This is a genomic window from Zhenhengia yiwuensis, from assembly GCF_014384995.1.
Lineage (GTDB): Bacteria > Bacillota > Clostridia > Lachnospirales > Cellulosilyticaceae > Zhenhengia > Zhenhengia yiwuensis.
On sequence record NZ_JACRSY010000044.1, the window covers coordinates 1 to 17,942 of the forward strand.

16 protein-coding genes, 7 tRNA genes and 2 rRNA genes are annotated in these 17,942 nt (G+C 34.8%); 2 read left to right on the top strand and 23 right to left on the bottom strand.

The genetic code is table 11. The features are described from left to right. From H8718_RS17440 to H8718_RS17450, 3 genes are all read right to left on the bottom strand, one after another. Positions 1-321, bottom strand: a 16S ribosomal RNA gene (locus H8718_RS17440); the annotation flags it as partial. Positions 322-792: 471 nt separating this feature from the next. After that, positions 793-2,238: a hypothetical protein gene (locus tag H8718_RS17445; protein WP_249334129.1), complete on the bottom strand. Its 1,446-nt coding sequence runs from the start codon at positions 2,236-2,238 to the stop codon at positions 793-795. A gap of 76 nt (positions 2,239-2,314) precedes the next feature. After that, the gene (locus tag H8718_RS17450; protein WP_249334131.1) at positions 2,315-2,965 is read right to left on the bottom strand and encodes a deoxynucleoside kinase; all 651 of its coding nucleotides are present in this window, start codon (positions 2,963-2,965) and stop codon (positions 2,315-2,317) included. 465 nt (positions 2,966-3,430) lie between these two features. On the opposite strand from H8718_RS17450, the gene H8718_RS17455 reads away from it, so the two are divergent. Next, on the top strand, positions 3,431-3,844 hold the full coding sequence (locus tag H8718_RS17455) for a hypothetical protein (protein ID WP_249334133.1): 414 nt from the start codon (positions 3,431-3,433) through the stop codon (positions 3,842-3,844). 10 nt (positions 3,845-3,854) lie between these two features. Here H8718_RS17455 and H8718_RS17460 read toward each other — a convergent pair whose 3' ends face one another. From H8718_RS17460 to greA, 9 genes are all read right to left on the bottom strand, one after another. Further along, positions 3,855-4,226, bottom strand: a complete 372-nt coding sequence (locus H8718_RS17460) for a hypothetical protein (protein WP_249334135.1) — start codon at positions 4,224-4,226, stop codon at positions 3,855-3,857. A gap of 36 nt (positions 4,227-4,262) precedes the next feature. After that, positions 4,263-5,111: a 16S rRNA (cytidine(1402)-2'-O)-methyltransferase gene (rsmI, locus tag H8718_RS17465; protein ID WP_249334137.1), complete on the bottom strand. Its 849-nt coding sequence runs from the start codon at positions 5,109-5,111 to the stop codon at positions 4,263-4,265. Between the two features lie 13 nt (positions 5,112-5,124). Further along, positions 5,125-5,880, bottom strand: a complete 756-nt coding sequence (locus H8718_RS17470) for a tRNA1(Val) (adenine(37)-N6)-methyltransferase (protein ID WP_330597779.1) — start codon at positions 5,878-5,880, stop codon at positions 5,125-5,127. Beyond that, positions 5,858-6,799, bottom strand: coding sequence for a PSP1 domain-containing protein (locus H8718_RS17475; RefSeq protein WP_249334139.1), 942 nt, complete (start codon positions 6,797-6,799; stop codon positions 5,858-5,860). Before H8718_RS17475 ends, H8718_RS17470 begins: the two co-directional genes overlap by 23 nt. Next, positions 6,796-7,779: a DNA polymerase III subunit delta' gene (gene holB / locus H8718_RS17480; protein ID WP_249334141.1), complete on the bottom strand. Its 984-nt coding sequence runs from the start codon at positions 7,777-7,779 to the stop codon at positions 6,796-6,798. Before holB ends, H8718_RS17475 begins: the two co-directional genes overlap by 4 nt. A gap of 115 nt (positions 7,780-7,894) precedes the next feature. Then, entirely contained in the window at positions 7,895-9,322 is a 1,428-nt protein-coding gene (locus H8718_RS17485) for an aminotransferase class I/II-fold pyridoxal phosphate-dependent enzyme (protein WP_249334143.1), read from the bottom strand. Positions 9,323-9,336: 14 nt separating this feature from the next. Continuing rightward, positions 9,337-10,386 (bottom strand): CapA family protein, encoded by a 1,050-nt coding sequence (locus tag H8718_RS17490; RefSeq protein ID WP_249334145.1) that lies wholly within the window; start codon positions 10,384-10,386, stop codon positions 9,337-9,339. Position 10,387: 1 nt separating this feature from the next. Beyond that, positions 10,388-11,737: a TraB/GumN family protein gene (locus H8718_RS17495; RefSeq protein WP_249334147.1), complete on the bottom strand. Its 1,350-nt coding sequence runs from the start codon at positions 11,735-11,737 to the stop codon at positions 10,388-10,390. 90 nt (positions 11,738-11,827) lie between these two features. Then, positions 11,828-12,289: a transcription elongation factor GreA gene (gene greA / locus H8718_RS17500; protein WP_249334148.1), complete on the bottom strand. Its 462-nt coding sequence runs from the start codon at positions 12,287-12,289 to the stop codon at positions 11,828-11,830. Positions 12,290-12,425: 136 nt separating this feature from the next. On the opposite strand from greA, the gene H8718_RS17505 reads away from it, so the two are divergent. After that, entirely contained in the window at positions 12,426-13,769 is a 1,344-nt protein-coding gene (locus H8718_RS17505; protein ID WP_249334150.1) for an MATE family efflux transporter, read from the top strand. Between the two features lie 31 nt (positions 13,770-13,800). On the opposite strand, the gene H8718_RS17510 is transcribed toward H8718_RS17505, so the two are convergent. The 11 genes from H8718_RS17510 to H8718_RS17560 form a co-directional block, all read right to left on the bottom strand. Then, positions 13,801-15,261, bottom strand: a complete 1,461-nt coding sequence (locus tag H8718_RS17510) for a leucyl aminopeptidase (RefSeq protein ID WP_177670072.1) — start codon at positions 15,259-15,261, stop codon at positions 13,801-13,803. A 58-nt stretch (positions 15,262-15,319) separates the two neighbouring features. Beyond that, a complete protein-coding gene (gene uvsE, locus H8718_RS17515; protein WP_249334151.1) occupies positions 15,320-16,249 on the bottom strand; it encodes a UV DNA damage repair endonuclease UvsE in 930 nt (309 codons plus the stop codon). 142 nt (positions 16,250-16,391) lie between these two features. Beyond that, complete coding sequence (locus H8718_RS17520) at positions 16,392-16,763, bottom strand: type II toxin-antitoxin system PemK/MazF family toxin (protein ID WP_177670068.1); 372 nt, start codon at positions 16,761-16,763, stop codon at positions 16,392-16,394. Between the two features lie 327 nt (positions 16,764-17,090). After that, a tRNA-Lys gene (locus tag H8718_RS17525) sits at positions 17,091-17,163 on the bottom strand. 8 nt (positions 17,164-17,171) lie between these two features. Continuing rightward, positions 17,172-17,244 (bottom strand) — tRNA-Phe (locus H8718_RS17530). 3 nt (positions 17,245-17,247) lie between these two features. Then, positions 17,248-17,324 (bottom strand) — tRNA-Met (locus H8718_RS17535). Between the two features lie 12 nt (positions 17,325-17,336). Continuing rightward, a tRNA-Tyr gene (locus H8718_RS17540) sits at positions 17,337-17,418 on the bottom strand. Between the two features lie 6 nt (positions 17,419-17,424). Continuing rightward, positions 17,425-17,497 (bottom strand) — tRNA-Thr (locus H8718_RS17545). Between the two features lie 3 nt (positions 17,498-17,500). Continuing rightward, a tRNA-Val gene (locus H8718_RS17550) sits at positions 17,501-17,573 on the bottom strand. A gap of 8 nt (positions 17,574-17,581) precedes the next feature. Continuing rightward, a tRNA-Asp gene (locus tag H8718_RS17555) sits at positions 17,582-17,655 on the bottom strand. A gap of 64 nt (positions 17,656-17,719) precedes the next feature. After that, positions 17,720-17,942, bottom strand: a 23S ribosomal RNA gene (locus H8718_RS17560); the annotation flags it as partial.

Sequence of the window (17,942 nt, forward strand, 5' to 3'; positions counted from 1 at the left end):
TCCCAGTGTGGCCGTTCACCCTCTCAGGCCGGCTATGGATCGTTGCCTTGGTGGGCTGTTATCTCACCAACTAGCTAATCCAACGCGGGTCCATCCTATGCCGATAAAATCTTTGCTAGCCGGTTCATGCGAACCAACTAGATTATGCGGTATTAGCGTTCGTTTCCAAACGTTATCCCCCTGCATAGGGCAGGTTACCCACGCGTTACTCACCCGTCCGCCACTAACTTCATGGAGCAAGCTCCAATCCGTCCGTTCGACTTGCATGTGTTAAGCACGCCGCCAGCGTTCATCCTGAGCCAGGATCAAACTCTCAATAAAAAAGTTTGTCTCTTGACATTTGTACTGTTAAGTAGTACTGACTTGTCACATAATGTGACTTTATGAATCGACTGGTTTAATGGTTACTATTTTATTTTCAAAGTTCATTTTTTCTTTATTTATCAAGACCTTAAGCCTTTTATCAGTAGCGCCTGTGCGCTGCTGACTTGTATTAGTATACGTTATTCCTTGCTATAAGTCAACACCTTTTTTTATTTTTATTTTATTTTTTTATTTTCCTAAGCAACCTTAAGATTTATCAATGACTTTACCTACTTCTTCTTATTCTATATAAGGCAGCTTCCCTATCCACTATTCAGATTTTGCTACCCTATCACACGACTTACAAATTACATTCCCTCTAGAGCTTATTCTTGTTCCATAATTTCTTTTATATAATGTGTTAAAGATTTTATAAGCTGAACTATTTTTCTTAGCATAAATAAAAAGAGAGGTCCAAGACCTCCCTTTTTATCTTCTACGATATCTCCAAACTTCACAACCTAAAAATGGATTAGCTGTGCCTAAGTAAAGGTCACAATCTGCAACTAATAAGTTTCTTATCCCATAATTATGAGGTTCATCAAACCCCTCAACACTCTGACAAGCAAAGTTTTTACCATTATAAGTTGTATACAAGTCGAATCCATAAGTTTCGGGTAGATCTTTTATACTACAAATAAGCATTTGAATCCATTTTTTAAAATTAAGCTTTTTAAATTCTGGGCACTTTAATATTCCTTCTCCTATGCTACTTATAATATTATTTAAAACATCTGCTGAAGGCATGAGCGTTTGGGTTTCTTTTATAGGTGGTTCATATGAAGTTTGCAGTAAAGTAGCCCATAAAATGGAGGAATCCCAAGTTCCAATATATAAAGTATTGCAATAAGCTCTTAGTTGCCAGCAATAGTTATTAAAAATATTTCCAAATCCAGAAGGATAGCAAGAGATATTTCGCTTTCCTGTGGTTGGATTTGTTGGCCATAGAGGTTCTTGGCCTACTACAACTGTCCATTCATCTCTACCATTAACTTTTATAATATCAAAGCCTTTAGGTAAAACTACTACTTTAGAAGGATCAACACTCTTAAACCCTATCCAAATACCTGTACCTACATAAAGATTACCTTTAAATACTTCCATGCTAAGTGGCAGTTCATTTAATTCATCCCCTGCTCCTTTATCTACAACGCATTTCCAATGATCTTTTTCAAGTAATCTACCTTCTGTCCTCCAAACTTCAAATCCTCCAAATGGAGCTGTACCTATATAAAGATGTCCCTTGAAGCTAGCCATAGAGATTACTTCCCCTTTAGGATTATTGGCTCCAGTGCCAAATTCTACTGGTTGCCATCCTACCTTAGGGTTATCACTCCAATAAAGATATGTGGTTTCAGTTTGTTCCAATGTATTAGTGGCTCCCATATAAAGTCTACCTTCATAGACAAGCATTGTTCTGGTGCTAAATCCGTCTGGAATACCAGGTGTAATTTCTTCCCAATGTTCCCCATCCGTGGACATAAGCATATAGGATACCCCTGTTATAGTAAAACCACCTACATAGATTGCCGTTACCTTATTAATATCTGTATAGGTAATCATAAATCTAAAGCCCATAAGTTCTTTTCCTGCCTCAGCTTTATAAACTCTCTCCCATCCTCTGTAACCAGATTTATGGTAACGCCATATTTCTGCATCATTATTAGGATGCTCTGGTGTTAAAATAGGCGGTGGCTGTACACCGAATATCTCCCCTTGCTCTAGTAACTGATAAACTATATTTCTACCAGTTCCTACATAAATATAGTCTCCTAACTCCCCCATGCTCCACGCATAATTATTTTGTTTAGCGTTGTCTAAATTTCCCCCATCAAATCCATTTACAGGAGTTAAATTACTCCATCTATAAGACATAAAAAATCCCCCTTAACAACATATAATATTACCCTTTAATATTATATGTTGTTAAGAGGGCTATGTTCATGTTGTACTAAGCTCTTATCTCTTTAAGTTTTTCTTTAACTAATTCAATTACTTTATTTTTATCTTCTTCACGTTCAACTACATCTATTACATCCATATCAATAATAAGCACTTCTGAAGCATCATAGTGGTTGATAACCCACTCATCATAACCTTCCCATAAGAATCTGTAGTAATCTACAAGTTCTGTATCAAGTTCGAAGCTTCTACCTCTTTTCATAATACGATCTAAAACTGTTTCAAATGAACCTTTAAGGTAAACCATAAGGTCTGGCGCTTTTTTAGGAAGTTCATCTAATTCTTCCATCATATTATCTAAAAGACTTTCATAAACTTGCATTTCAAGTTCATTAATTCTGCCAAGTTCCATATTCTTTTTAGCAAAATACCAGTCTTCATAAATACTTCTATCTAATACATTGTTATCTTTAACTAATGCTTGTTTAATTGCTTTAAAGCGTGTATCTAAGAAATATAACTGAAGTAAGAATGGATATCTCTTTGCTTGAATCTCTTCTGGAGATGCTGTGTAGAATAAAGGTAAAATTGGATTATCATCTACACTTTCATAAAATACATTACTTCCTAATGCTTCTCCTAACACCTCAGCTACGCTTGATTTTCCTAAACCAATCATCCCACCAACTACTATCAACATATTCACCGTGCCTTTCTTAATTGTCTTTATGCTGGACAACACTACATACAGTGTCTCTATTATATGCATATCTAGGCCACGATTCAATACGAATTCTTATATTTCTAATGGTTACCTTTTTCTCTGTTTTCCGTATTATTTACTGATAACATAATTATTTAAAATACTATGCTCATTTCCAAGCTATCCTCCCTTTTTTCCATATGTAATTCCCGTGTATTAATCATTTCTTTGAACTCCTTAATATTCGAGTAATACTTAAAAAGCTAAAAGAAATGCTAAGACTAGAGCATCCCTCCAAAGTATAACCTGTGCAATAACATCGTTTTTAAGTGTTTGATTTATTAGCCTCTTTGCTCTAGTATCCTCTTTTTACTTATTTCTCATTTCGTTGCTTATTTAAATTGAATTGGGTATAATATAAACAAGTCTTTTTTATTACCCAAGATAAGGAGTTTTCTATATATGAAATTATACGCAAATATTTCAGAGCTTTCTCAAGAGACTTTTAATGACATACTTGAATTTTGTTTTCCACACTGTAATAAACTCAGTATTTATTTTCCTAATGACTGTAAAGATACTTTAAATGATTTTAAAATAAAATTCTTAAGTGCTACAGAACTTTATGCTATTGATGATGAACTTGCTGTACTTGAACCAAAAGAAGGATTTACTATGGTTATTACTTCTTTATCAGAAACAGTCCAAGAACTTCTCTTCGAACTTCCTTATGGAGAAGCATTAAGTTTTGGTATCATCGAAAATGAAGACCTTATTTTCTTCGTTAGCGAAGAAGGTGAAATTGCGATCGATCTTCCACGTGAAGTTATTGAAGGTGAAGCTCTTTTCGAAGGTTTTACTAAAATAAATGATTAAATAAAAAGCTCTAGGCATCCCTAGAGCTTTTTATTTTAATGAAGGTTCTAACAATATAAGCAATGATTTCTACTATACCTAAAAGTACAACAAACTTCCATTCATAGAAGAAGACCCAAATGAGTGTAATCAGCATTACACCAATACTAGTAGCAAGTAGACCTATTGTGAATCCTGGCTTTTCTACTTGGTCCATGTAAGCTTCTAAAAGTTCATCTTCAAAGATATGATAGCAAACTATCTCCTCTAAAATCAAAATACAAATAAGTCCTATAGGAATTGTTTGATATAACTTTAGAAAAGCTGGTATCGCTGTAATCATATAAAGACTTAGCCATATGAGTAATCTGTCTGCACTTATTTTTTTTGCTTCTTTTGGCATCGCTATCTCCCTCATTTTAATTCTTAATTTAAATTCTTAGTTTTGATGCAAGTAAGCATAAATATCTCGCTTACTTACGCCTCTATCTTTTGCAACCTGTTTCATGGCTGTTTTTTCATCCATACCTTTATTTATATAAAGGTTCATATGTTCTTCTATGGACATCTCTTCCCAAACTTTTTGGTCTTCTTCTTGAAGTGTCTTTAAATCTTTACCTGCTAAGACAAGTACAAACTCACCTTTTGGTTCTACTTCTTCAAAGTAAGTAATAGCCCCACTTAAAGTCGTCTTATGAATAAACTCAAACTTCTTAGTAAGTTCTTTTGTAACCGTAATAGAACGGTCACCTAGTGCTTCATATAGTAATTCTAGTGTCTTATTTAATCTATGTGGTGCTTCATATAAAATAGTTGTTCTTGTCTCTGTCTTGAGGCTTTCAAGTAAAGCTTTTCTCTCTTTTTTATCTGTAGGTAAGAAACCCTCAAAGATAAAACGTCTTGTACTCTGTCCAGATAAAATTAAAGCTGTAATACCTGCTACGGCTCCTGGTGCAGAAGTTACTGTAATGCCTTCCTCAATAGCTAGCTTAACAATGTCTTCGCCTGGGTCAGATATACCTGGCGTACCCGCATCTGTTACAAGGGCTAAGTTTTTACCTTGTTTTAAAAGTTCAATAAGCTCCTTGCCTTTTTCCATTTTATTGTGTTCATGGTAACTAATAAGCTTTGTATGAATATCAAAATGGTTAAGAAGCTTTCTTGTATGTCTCGTATCTTCAGCAGCAATAAAATCTACTTCTTGTAAAGTACGTACCACACGATAAGTAATATCTTCTAAATTTCCTATTGGAGTTGCACATAAAGTCAGTGTTCCGTATGTTTCCATTATATTCTCCTCTTTACTGGGCTTTAGGCTTTTCTCTGCCATAAATCTCATAGATTTCGTCTGTATGTGTTCCATCTTCATTATAGACAATAAGCGGCTTTTCAACACGCATCTCGCTATTTCCGCCCTTTACGCCTTCAATTAAAATCATTGTTGGTGCTTGGCCTGGTTTTGGATATACCATACGAAGTCTCTTTGGCTCAATTTTATTTTGTCTCATGGCACAAATAATATCTGCAAGCCTTTGTGGTCTATGAATCATACAAAGCTTACCTTTTACCTTCAGCACATAACCTGCTGCTTCTATAATATCTTCAAGCGTACACATGACTTCATGTCTTGCAATAGTCTTTGAAGGATGCTCATTTTTAAAACCATTTGTACCTTTCATATAAGGCGGATTACATGTCACAAGGTCTAATGAGTGACCTTCAAAATGATTTCTATAATCTTTTACATCCACATGCTTAATCTGAATATCCTCTGTTACTTCATTAAGTTGCAATGAACGATTAGCCATCTCTACCATTTCTTCTTGAATATCAATACCTGTGTATTTACCTTTTTGATAGACAGCATGCATAAGGATAGGGATAATCCCTGTTCCCGTCCCAATATCTAATACTTTCTGGTCTTTCTTAGTTACCTTTGCAAAGTGGCTAAGAAGAACAGCATCAATCCCGAAGCAAAATACTTCGGGATTCTGAATGATTTTATATCCATTTCTATCTAAGTCATCTAATCTCTCATTCGAGTTTACTAAAGTCAAAGTTCTCAAACTCCTTATCTTCTGAACTACTACAGCATCCACCGTTGCCGCATCCACTACTACATCCATTATTGCTACCACATCCACCACAAGATTTCTTCTTACGTGTAAGGATTTTGATATCAGATAAGGAGTAAGTAATAGCTTCTTTCTCATCTTTATCTTTTCTCTTAACAGCAGCTTTAACCTGTTCACGAAGTACATTAACAGAAAGGACTTCGCCTCTACCGTCTGGTGTCTGTACAAAGTCACCTACTTCAGGTAATCTGCCGCGAATTTCTACATAAACATCTTCTTCATATTTAAGACAGCACATGAGTCTACCACAAATACCAGAAATTTTAATTGGATTTAAGGATAGACTCTGGTCTTTGGCCATTTTAATAGATACAGGTTGGAAATCACTCAAAAACTTATTACAACATAAGTTTCTACCGCAAATTCCAATTCCTCCTTGCATCTTTGTTTCATCTCTTACACCAATTTGTCTAAGTTCAATACGTGTTCTAAATACAGCTGCTAAATCTTTTACAAGCTCTCTAAAGTCTACACGTTCATCTGACGTAAAGTAGAATAAAATTTTATTGTTATCAAAAGTGTATTCTACATCTATAAGCTTCATATTTAAATTATGTTTAATAATTTTATGCTTACAAATGAAAAAAGCTTCTTTTTCTTTAACTTTATTTTCTTTTACTTTATCTGCATCTTCCTTTGTTGCCATACGCATAACTTTCTTCAAAGGATAGACTACTTCTTTATCGTCTAATTCACGGTTACTATAGATAACTTCTCCATATTCAATCCCTCTAGCAGTTTCAACAATAACATGGTCTCCTGCTTCATACTTAACATCTTCAGGATCAAAATAATAGATTTTACCTGCTGTTCGAAATCTAACGCCGATAACAGTTATCATTTTTTTCTCTCCTTTATCTTAAGTAATAAATTTTCTATTACAAAAGTCGGGTATATATTTTGATTAATTTGCATAGTCGCATCTTTAATAAGCTTAATATGTCTGTCAATTGTATTATACGTTAATTTAGATGCCATGTCGAGTAAGTGCGTCTTATAATCCAAATAATACAAATTCCCTTCTCCTGTGGCTTTAAGGATGGCTAAATCTCTATACCAGAGTAACCAGAATTCTAAAAGGCTACTTATGAACTCTTTATCCTCACATATGCTTTTCTGTATATTATACATTTGCATGAGGTCGGCTTTTTGAAGTTCTAAAAGATAGTTAATGCTTGTCTTTCTCTCTTCTAAGAAATCCTCATCTTCTATTAACTTCTTAGCTGTCCCTATGCTCCCCTCAGCAAATTGTGCATAAATTTCTTTTTGCACTTCACTTATAGGGTATCCCTGTAAATACTCCATAATCTGAGTTTGATTAAGTGGATTAAATCGTAATTGAATACATCTAGACTTAATAGTTGGAAGTAACTTAGCTAGATTTTCTGTAATTAAAATAATCATACCATAACTTGGTGGCTCTTCTATAGTTTTTAACATAGCATTTTGGCCTTCTATGGTTACAGTATCTGCTTCTGTCACAATAATGATTTTATAGGGTCCTTGATAAGGTTTAATATCCATATTTTTAACCACTTGTTCACGAATAGTATCTATCTTAGTTGTCCTTGTATCTTTATCTACTTTAATAATATCTGGGTGTGTACCTGCCTCTACCAGTGTACATGCTTTACATTTACCACAAGGCCTGTCCTCTCCTTGGCATAAAAGAGCCTTTGCTAAAGACATAGCCATCATTTTTTTGCCTACACCCTTTGGCCCTTCAAAGATATAACTATGTGATATTTTATCTGTTTGAATAGCTTTCTTAAAATATTTTTTTATATCTTCATGTCCTCTAATATCTTGAAATAGTTCCATAGTCTTTTCCTTTCTATAGAAAAACGTTCGTGAAACCACGAACGTTACGTTACTATATCTCATAATAAGCTTTAAATTAGGTATAAGCCCTATTACTCTCTTATTGTACTGAAATCTATAATACTTTGCAATGGATTTGACTATCCACTATTTCTAATCCCTTAAGCCTATCTCTATACTGTTTGATTAAGTCTATATGTACCTTACTTATGCGTTCTCCTAAACATATAATAGGTACACCTGGTGGATAAAGCATGATTTGCTGCGCACAAATTCTATCCAGACACCTATCTATCAGGGTTAACCGTGCCTCCTTATAATAGACCTCTCTCGGTGATAGTTCTCCTTTTTTTACATTATCTACTTGACTTAAAATAGGCCCTATTAATTTACTATATCTATCATCACTTGCTATAGATTGATTAAGGAAGAGTTCGTCATCTATAGCTCTTAATGCCTTTTCTAAGTGGGTTAAAGTCTGCTCATTATCTGCCAATGTAGTCATAAGAATAATCAGATGCGGCAACATAGCTTCTGCCACTATATCATAACGTTCTTCTAAGTATTGCCCTAAAGTATAACCATCTATACCGCTACCATTTGTAAAGATAACAATTTTGCTTTGGTCATACATAACACTTGGTAGTTCTAATAATTTAAGCTTTCTCATCTTACTAAGCTCCTCGCGTATTTTCTCAAGTGGCACAATATAGCTTTCTTTAATCTCATTTCTATGACTCTCTATATAGCCCCTCATATAGTCCATAAGGCTCATCATCACATATGATGGACTACTAGTTTGAACTAATCTTAGATTCTTAATAAGTTCACTCTCATTTACTTTATTAGTTCCTCTATGTAGAAGTGCACTTTGTGTAAGGGTTGGTAAAGTCTTGTGCATACTTTGAATCACTAAATCTGCTCCCTGCAAGACACTACTTTCTGGAAAGGCCTCATCTACTACAAAATGTGCTCCATGGGCTTCATCTACTATAAGTACTTTATCTTGTTCATGTAAAACTTCAGCTATTCCTTTAACTTCGGAAACTATCCCTTCATAAGTTGGACTTACAATAATAGCCCCCTTTACTTCTGGATATAAATCTAATGCCTGACTGATTGTCTCTTTAGCTATGACTCCCATTAGACCAAAGTCCTCATTATACTCAGGTTGAATATAAATAGGTACTGCACCTATTAAAATTAAAGCATGCCATACACTATGGTGGCAGTTTCTTGCTATAAGTACTTTATCCCCTGGCTTACATATGGTCATAAGGCTACCCAGTATACCTGCTGTAGAACCATTAGTTAAGAAGGTAGTGCTTTGGGCTCCATAAAATCTGCTCATCTCTTGCATAGCCTCTTTAATAATCCCTTCTGCTTCATAGAGATTATCAAGGCCATTTGCTTCTGTTACATCTAAAGCTGTTAAATCTAAATGCTTCATATCACCAAAAGTTCCAAGCTTGTGCCCTGGCATATGAAAAGGCTTTTTGTGCTTACTGTATTCCATTAATGCATTATAAAGTGGCGTTTTCATGTCTTTCATCCTGTCTATTTAAAGTATGATTGTTTAAACTTACTACTATAAGTCTCAAGCCTTTGTAATACACGTTCTGCTTCTTTTCCTTCTAAAGGTGTAGGCTGATAGTTATTACGTTCTTTACTTGAAGAAATGCTGCAAGGAATCACCTTACTCTCAGTACGTGTTACCTTTCCTCCTTGAAGCTTATAAGTTTCTTGATAAATAAAGGTATCTTTATCATCTGGATTTTTGTTGGCTCCAAAACTAAAGTTTCCAAAGCTATAAATGATATTTTTCCCCTTATAAGTTTCTATCCCCTGTATAACATGAGGGTGTGAGCCTACTACTAAATCTACTCCCTCATCAATACAAAAATGTGCTAAATCCTTCTGTATACTATTAGGATAATGTTCTCTTTCTATACCCCAGTGAAACATTACAATCACAAGGTCTGCTTCTTTCTTTGCCTGGGAAATAGACTGCCTAAGTCTAGCTTTAGTAGATTGGCTATTATCCCAACCCTTCTCACCAATTAGAGCAATCTTAATACCTTCTACTTCTTTATAAGCAACTTTATTTCCTATAAAATAATCAATCTGTGCCTTATCTAAAGCAGCTTCTGTCTGCTTCATACCTTCCTGTCCGTAATCATATGTATGGTTGTTGGCAAGGCTTACTGCCTCTACACTACCTAACTGTAATATCTCAGTATAGCTAGGGTCTCCTTTAATAGCAAACTGCTTTTCTTGCCTTTGACCTCCTGTTGTAAGTGGCCCCTCAAGATTTACAACAGTTACATCATCTGTTTCAAAAATAGGTTTAACCTTCTTAAGGAAGTAGGCGTTCCCTTCCTTATTAGCTACTTGGTCAAATCTATTCCATTCTCCTTGCCCGTAATAAGTTCCAAGTGTACAATCACCCGCAAAAGATAAAGTAATTTCTTTACTAGGGGTTAAAGTACTCTTCATATATAACCTTAACTTCATTAAGTCCTCTATTTCCATGCCCAATAACATTGTACTGATAGAACAACATAAAACCAGTAATAGACTAATACTATATTTTCTCCCCTTATTCATATTAATTCCCCCCTACTACATTTATGGTATATCTTAAATTCTTAAGCCTATTGATGATGCCTTCCTTCCCTACCATATGCCCTGCCCCAACAGTTACAAGGTAAGTAGCATTTTCTTTATCCCCTAAATACTCTACAATTTTATCTGTCATACGCTCATCTCGATTTTCAAAGAGTAATTTCATTAATGGGTCATCATTCTCTAAAGCTTGGTCTTTACCATAACTTGTTGCAAATGCTTCTATATTTCCTTCTATAAATTGCTTTACCCATTCATTTACCAATGTTACGCTCTCTACATTTATTTCATCCTCAGACTTGAAAGCATCTAAATTAGTTTTTAAACTTTCTATTTGATACGCTTCATCTAGCCCATCAAATAAATCTGCTTGAAAATTATACCCTTCTATTTCTAAAATCTCTTTGTTTTCTAAAAGTGCTTTTGTATAGACATATAAATCTATAACAGGAAGTGAAGTTGTAGCGTGATCTTCCTTATCTCCTGTATTTACATTAAGTGTTGCTAATGTATTTGACAGTGCCCAAGGCTTATATCTATTTATTTCTTCCTCTAACATACCATACTGTTTAAAGACTTCTACAGTTCTTATATAAGTTTCTTCATCTAAATGTTCTTTAAGGGTTGTGTCATCTAAATACATTTGTTTCTGATAAAAGTATACTTGTTCTCTTTGATTATTAAAATCTACTTCAAATGCTACTTTATCAGCCTTTTCTAGGATATTGTTAAGCCCAGCACTAAATGGATATAGTTCTTGTCTCCCTAAATGAATGGTTCCCAATAGATAAACTGTATTATTCTCATCACTTACTTCCCACACGAATCCTTTGGCCCCTGCTTCGGTCTGCTTATAAATATCTGTTACAATACGATTTGCAAATAAAATGGCATCTTGTACCGTACAAGGTTTCTCTAAATTTAAATTGCCTTTTTCATCGCCTTTAATAACACCAGCATACTGCATGTAGCTTATCATATCTTTCTTAAAATCAACTCGTCCATCAAAGCCTTGAAGCACATTATAATAGCTACTTAGCACCTGCTCTCTTGTTCCTATCTGTATGATGGATTTAACTTCCTGCTCATTGAGTCCAGCTTGCCTGCACTGCCCTTTAAGTCCTTCTATAATCTGAGTTAATTGTTCTTCATTTATAGGTTGATTAAGATACTTAACATAGTCAGTTGGTACTAATCCACTTACTTCTGCTGTTAATAAATCACTTTTAGCCCAACGAGGAATAACTATCTGCCCTGGTTCCTGCCCATAAATCATAGAACTTCCAAGCATAGTCCAAAGTAGAAATCCTACACTGCAAACTTTTTTGAACATATCCTAGCACCCCTTCTTCAAATATTTCCCATATAAGCTTATAGTAAAACAGAATTTTCTAAATGTAAGCACACCATTAATTTATATATCTTATAGGATCTCTAGTATTTCTACCTCATAGGTTTCTTCTGGTGCCTCTACCTTGACACGTTGTCCTACTTTTTTCTTAAATAGGGCTTTTCCTAAAGGGGATTCAATGCTAATCTTATCATTCACAGCGTCTGTATTCATAGTTGTAACAATCATATAGATCATCTCAAAATCATCGTCTAAAAACTTAATACGTACTTGTTTATTAAGTCCTACCTCATCTACATTACTTTCTGTAGAAATGATTTTTGCAGTCTTAATCATGCGTTCTAAGTAACGAATACGTGATTCATTCTTACCTCTTTCTCTTTTAGCGGCTTTATACTCAAAGTTCTCACTTAAATCTCCATGAGCCCTAGCTTCTTTTACATCTTCGATAAGCCTTTTACGTTCTACGACCTTTCTATATTCAATTTCTTTTTGCATTTCTTCTATATCTTCTTTACTTAAAAAGTTTCGCATGTTCTCCTCCTATAGCTTTTTCAACTTCTATCATTATATCCTTATTATAGCATTTTTAGCCCTAATTCACTTTACTTTCCAAAGATGAATGCTATATAATTTTTTAAGATATCTTATAGAAAAGGAGTTCATATATATGAATATTGAGCATATATTAAACGGCAACTTATTTAAAGTTTGGTCTAAATTTGTTTCTGCTTCGGTTATAGGTGTTATTCTAAATACGATTTATACTATGGTAGATGGCATTTTTGTTGGGCAAGGAACTGGTGAAGCAGGACTTGCAGGGGTAAATTTAGCTTGGCCTGCTGTTACAGTTATACTAGGTATAGGCCTTCTCTTTGGCTCAGGCGCTAGCAGTCTTATTTCTATTTGCTTAGGGAGTCATGATAAGGAACGAGCTGAACGTCTTTTAGGTACTGTCCTTAAATCCCTTTTAATTATCGGTGTTGGTCTTATGATTCTAGGCCCACTCTTTGCTAATCCTATTATTAAATTTTTAGGAGCTACTGAAGAGACTTTTGGCTATACTAAAGATTACTTTATTGTTATTTATCTAATGGCTATTCCTTACCTCCTAGCTAATGCACTGAATCCACTTGTAAGAGCTGATGGTAATCCTCATTTATCTATGCTTATGGTAGGAGCAGGTGCAATTGGGAATATTATTTTAGATTGGTTATTTGTTATTGAATTAGGTATGGGAACCATGGGAGCCGCTCTAGCAACAGGTGCCGGTGTGATCTTCTCAACAATTATAGGCCTTTGGTATTTCCTATCTGGTAAGTCCCATGTTAAATTCCACAAAAAATATTTTAAAATCGATAAAGAACTATTAAAAGATATCTTTAAAATTGGTTTTGTATCTTTTATGATTCAAATCTCTATAGGTGTCGTTATACTAGTTCAAAATGTTATTTTATATCAATATGGTAATACAGCAGATATTGCTATCTTCTGTGTAACAGGTTATGTTATTTCTCTTTATACTCAGCTCTGTGTAGGGATGTCTCAAGGTATGCAACCACTTATTGGGTGCCATTATGGCGCAAATCAAATTAAACGCATGCATAAACTCCTGCAAATTACACTGGTTGCAAGTGTTATGACAAGTATTGTAGCTCTTCTTGCACTTATTTTTTACGGGGAATACTTTATTAGACTCTATGGCATTGCAGAAAATTTACTTGATTTAGCTTATAATCGTACAATAACTTTTTGTCTTGGTATACCATTCATTGGTATTGTTTATACTATGGGTGCTTATTACCAAGCACTTAATCGTAATATAGAAGCCAATATTGTTTCTATAGGCCGTAGTTTTGTACTTCAAATTTTATTTTCTCTCACCCTACCAATCTTTATGGGCGTAGAAGGTGTATTCTATGCACAACCTTTTTCTGATATAGGTTCTATCTTTATTCTTATAGGGGTTATGCTGTACTGTCATATGAAAGCTAAAAATAAAAAAGTTGCCTAGATGGATAGGCAACTTTTTTATTTTCTCTCTATTAGTGTTTACATGGTTTTCTTTGCTCAATTAATGCATAAAGTGTTGATACTGGCACACCTGTTGCACCTTTTACTGAGTACTCATTTAAAGCTGTTTCTGCCCATGAAGTACCTGCAATATCTAAGTGTAACCATGGTTTATCCTGAACAAATTCTCCAATAAATAAACCTGCTGTAATTGTCCCAGCATTTCTACCACCAATATTTTTAAGGTCTGCAATATCACTCTTAATAAGTTTTTTGTAGTCATCGAAATCTGGTAATCTCCAGAACTTCTCACCTGTTCTTTCTGCTTTAGCAATAAGGTCATTGTAGAATTCATCATTATTAGATACAACGGCTGTTGTTGTTGTCCCTAATGCCACAAGCGCTGCACCTGTAAGTGTCGCTATATCTACAACTTTTGATACTTTTTCTTTTTCAATAATATAAGTTACAGCATCAACTAAAGTTAAACGGCCTTCTGCATCTGTATTAAGTACTTCGATTGTTTTTCCTGCCATAGAACCAATAATATCCCCTGGCTTATAGCTGATCCCTGAAATAGCATTTTCACAAGCTGCAATGACTGCAATTACATTAGCTTTTACTTTATTTTTAGCAAGAGCACTCATTGTGCCAATGACTGCTGCTGCACCTGCCATATCACTTTTCATCGTATCCATAGAACCTGATGGTTTAAGTGAGTAACCGCCTGTATCAAATGTTAAGCCTTTCCCTACAAGCCCAAAAATTTCTTCTGTTTCTGGGGCATTCATATGACGCATTACAATAAATCTTGGAGCTCTTGCTGAACCTTTTGCTACTTCATAAAATGCTTTCATACCCATTTCTTGAATTTGATTTTCATCAAAGATCTCTACTTCAAATCCATCTCTTTGACCAAGTTCTACAACTCTATTAGCAAGTGTTTCAGGATAGATAACATTAGCTGGCTCATTTACTAAATCTCTTGCTTCAATGATGCCATCTACAATATTATTAATTTCACTCAGCTTGCCATTCATTTTTTCTATCTTTTCAGTTGGTGCATCTAATACATAAACATTTGGTGTATAAGTTTTTTTATCCTCACCAGTTTTGTACTTATCAAAATTATAAAGTGCAAGTCTAGCAGCTTGCACAATAGCTCTTACTCTACCACCTGGACACATATGAGCTGCATCTATAAATTTAATACCATATTCAGTTAATTTAAGTTCTTTTGCTTTTTTAGCGCCTTTAGCAATAGCTGTTTTAAAGGCCTCTGATTTAAGTTCTTCGTATTTACCTAAACCAACTAAAATCATGTATTTCATCTCTTCTGTTGTAAAGTAGAAGCATTCACCTACTTTACCCTTAAAAAGCTCTCCAGCTTTAATCGCTTCAACTTTTTCACAAGTATGTGTTTTATCTTCATAAACAGGAATAATCATTCCTTGTAAATCTTTTAATTCTTTATTTTGAATTGTAATATTCATTTACTTATCCTCCTTGTAATCTAAATTAAATTCTATAACTCTATCTTACTACATTTGTTTATAATTTTGTAGTTTTTATTTTCCAATAACCATTCTCCATTGGCTCCATAATTTCAAAAATAGATAAATCTTTTTTCTTAGCTTCAAAAATAATATCTGCTTGTTTAATACCTGCTAAATCTAATTGATTGATAAGTCCTTCCATATCCTCTTTTAAAATATAATCCGCATGAGGTGGTTTGATAATATCACCTATTCCTGATGAAAGATGATATTTATTTGGCGGGTACTCCCTTAGTAGCTCAATAATATTTGCATACTTGCTTGGATTACACCTTTCATGATGATAATCATATACCCATTTAAGTCCTAACTCTTTACATAAACGTACAACTTCTTCTGAAGTATAAGTCTTATCATCATTTTCTATAGTTAGACGTTCTACATCTATCTCACTCTTATGCGTTTTTAAATTCTCCTTAAATCTTTCTAAAGTTTCGACCTTATTACCATAGGCGCCTCCTATATGAATAACTAAGTTTTGACCTCCTATTCTCTTTAAAAATTCACTTTGTGCTCTAAGTTCCCCTATAGAACGCTGCACAATATCCTCTTTAGGGCTTGCTAGCATCGTAAAATGGCTAGAATGCATAGAAATTCTCAAGTTATATTGCTTTTGCCACTTTCTAATTCTTTCAAACTCATTTTGAATTTTTGGCTCACTTAGTATTTTATGTTTCTCTATTAGCTTCTTAATTTCAGGCTTATCTATAAAAGGGATAATCTCTGCCGTAACCCTATAAACGAAAATATTTTTTTTAATATTGTCATAGATAATGTCACCTAGCAAAACAATATTATGTTGAATAACCTCTTTTATTTTTTGAATATCTTGATCCTCTACAGACTTCCATCTAAAAGTCCGAAACTTTTTACCTAATGATAAATTAATACATGCATATCCAATTCTCACTTTACATGAACTCATAAACATCCCTCTTTCATCATTCTTATTTTCTGTCGTATAGAGAGGCATTATTTATAAATCCATTTAACAATTTAAAGCAATAAAATAAGACGTAGAAAAATCTACGTCTCTTTTGTCTCTATGTATACCGTCTACATTATTCCTATAATGCAATGCTTATACTTAACCTTTGATCCACATTTTGCATATCTTGTTTAGAGAGCATGCCTATCTTATGTGAAAGACGTCTCTTGGATATGGTTTTAATCTGCTCACATAATATAGTTGAATCATGTGTTAAAAAATGATACTTATCTTTAGTCACAGTATAATGAGTTGGTATATCCTTTTTAATTTTTGAAGTTAAAGGTACGCATATAATAGTAGGTGAATAATGATTTCCTACATTGTTCTGTATGATAAGAACAGGTCGAATACCTGCTTGTTCACTTCCATCACCCACTCCAAGATCTGCTTCATAAATTTCACCCCGACGTGGATATATGTATTCAAAAGCTGTTTCTTCAGTATACATGAATCTCTCCTCCTTCTTTAATTTTATTATTACCAATTCAAAGTTTCTTTAATCATATTTTGACAAATAAAAAAGGCCTACTTTAAAAGTAAGCCTTGCTCTTTATTCATGATTTGATTGTATAGGTATAATCCCTAATGTTTTATCTGCTCGTTCACCTAGTAGTTCAATTAGAGTATCTTCTCTTCTTGTAACCTTAATTGTTGTTATCAAACAAATAACAATTAGTCCTACCTCTATTATTAATTTTACATCTTGTATAATTAGCTCTATCTTATTTATATTTTAACATACAAAAAAGCTTGCATTAAATGCAAGCTTTAAATATGAGCCACCGGAGGCTCGAACTCCGGACCACTTGATTAAAAGTCAAGTGCTCTACCAACTGAGCTAGTGACCCATATAAAATGCCCAGAGCCGGAATCGAACCAGCGACACGAGGATTTTCAGTCCTCTGCTCTACCGACTGAGCTATCTGGGCAAATGGTTGCGGAGACAGGATTTGAACCTATGACCTTCGGGTTATGAGCCCGACGAGCTACCTAGCTGCTCCACTCCGCGATATTTAATTGATGGAGGGAGAAGGATTCGAACCTTCGAAGGCGGTGCCAACAGATTTACAGTCTGCCCCCTTTGGCCACTCGGGAACCCCTCCATATAAAGCCGACGATCGGACTCGAACCGATAACCTGCTGATTACAAGTCAGCTGCTCTGCCAATTGAGCCACGTCGGCATATGGTCGCTATAGGGCTCGAACCTATGACCCCCTGCTTGTAAGGCAGGTGCTCTCCCAGCTGAGCTAAGCGACCATATTAAACGACCCAGAAGGGACTCGAACCCTCGACCTCCGCCGTGACAGGGCGGCGTGCTAACCAACTGTACCACTGGGCCATACTGAAAGTATGCATTGCACTTTCAAAACTAAACATAATCTTTTCAAGTTAACCTTGTTTTTTAGGTCAAACCCTCGAACCGTTAGTATTGGTCAGCTACACATGTTACCATGCTTACACCTCCAACCTATCTACCTCGTAGTCTACAAGGGGTCTTACTCCTTTCGGATGGGAAGTCTTATCTTGAGGTCTGTTTCACGCTTAGATGCCTTCAGCGTTTATCAGTTCCAGACTTGGCTACTCTGCTATAGGCTTGGCAGCCTAACAGATGCACCAGCGGTCCGT

Bases quoted from the DNA above. Each gene is read 5' to 3' on its own strand.
- H8718_RS17510 (WP_177670072.1), bottom strand. From the start codon at position 15,261: ATGAATATTACAATTCAAAATAAAGAATTAAAAGATTTACAAGGAATG.
- H8718_RS17490 (WP_249334145.1), bottom strand. From the start codon at position 10,386: ATGAATAAGGGGAGAAAATATAGTATTAGTCTATTACTGGTTTTATGT.
- uvsE (WP_249334151.1), bottom strand. From the start codon at position 16,249: ATGAGTTCATGTAAAGTGAGAATTGGATATGCATGTATTAATTTATCA.
- H8718_RS17485 (WP_249334143.1), bottom strand. From the start codon at position 9,322: ATGAAAACGCCACTTTATAATGCATTAATGGAATACAGTAAGCACAAA.
- holB (WP_249334141.1), bottom strand. From the start codon at position 7,779: ATGGAACTATTTCAAGATATTAGAGGACATGAAGATATAAAAAAATAT.
- greA (WP_249334148.1), bottom strand. From the start codon at position 12,289: ATGCGAAACTTTTTAAGTAAAGAAGATATAGAAGAAATGCAAAAAGAA.
- H8718_RS17445 (WP_249334129.1), bottom strand. From the start codon at position 2,238: ATGTCTTATAGATGGAGTAATTTAACTCCTGTAAATGGATTTGATGGG.
- H8718_RS17460 (WP_249334135.1), bottom strand. From the start codon at position 4,226: ATGCCAAAAGAAGCAAAAAAAATAAGTGCAGACAGATTACTCATATGG.
- H8718_RS17505 (WP_249334150.1), top strand. From the start codon at position 12,426: ATGAATATTGAGCATATATTAAACGGCAACTTATTTAAAGTTTGGTCT.
- H8718_RS17475 (WP_249334139.1), bottom strand. From the start codon at position 6,799: ATGATAACTGTTATCGGCGTTAGATTTCGAACAGCAGGTAAAATCTAT.
- H8718_RS17495 (WP_249334147.1), bottom strand. From the start codon at position 11,737: ATGTTCAAAAAAGTTTGCAGTGTAGGATTTCTACTTTGGACTATGCTT.
- H8718_RS17520 (WP_177670068.1), bottom strand. From the start codon at position 16,763: ATGTATACTGAAGAAACAGCTTTTGAATACATATATCCACGTCGGGGT.
- H8718_RS17450 (WP_249334131.1), bottom strand. From the start codon at position 2,965: ATGTTGATAGTAGTTGGTGGGATGATTGGTTTAGGAAAATCAAGCGTA.
- rsmI (WP_249334137.1), bottom strand. From the start codon at position 5,111: ATGGAAACATACGGAACACTGACTTTATGTGCAACTCCAATAGGAAAT.
- H8718_RS17455 (WP_249334133.1), top strand. From the start codon at position 3,431: ATGAAATTATACGCAAATATTTCAGAGCTTTCTCAAGAGACTTTTAAT.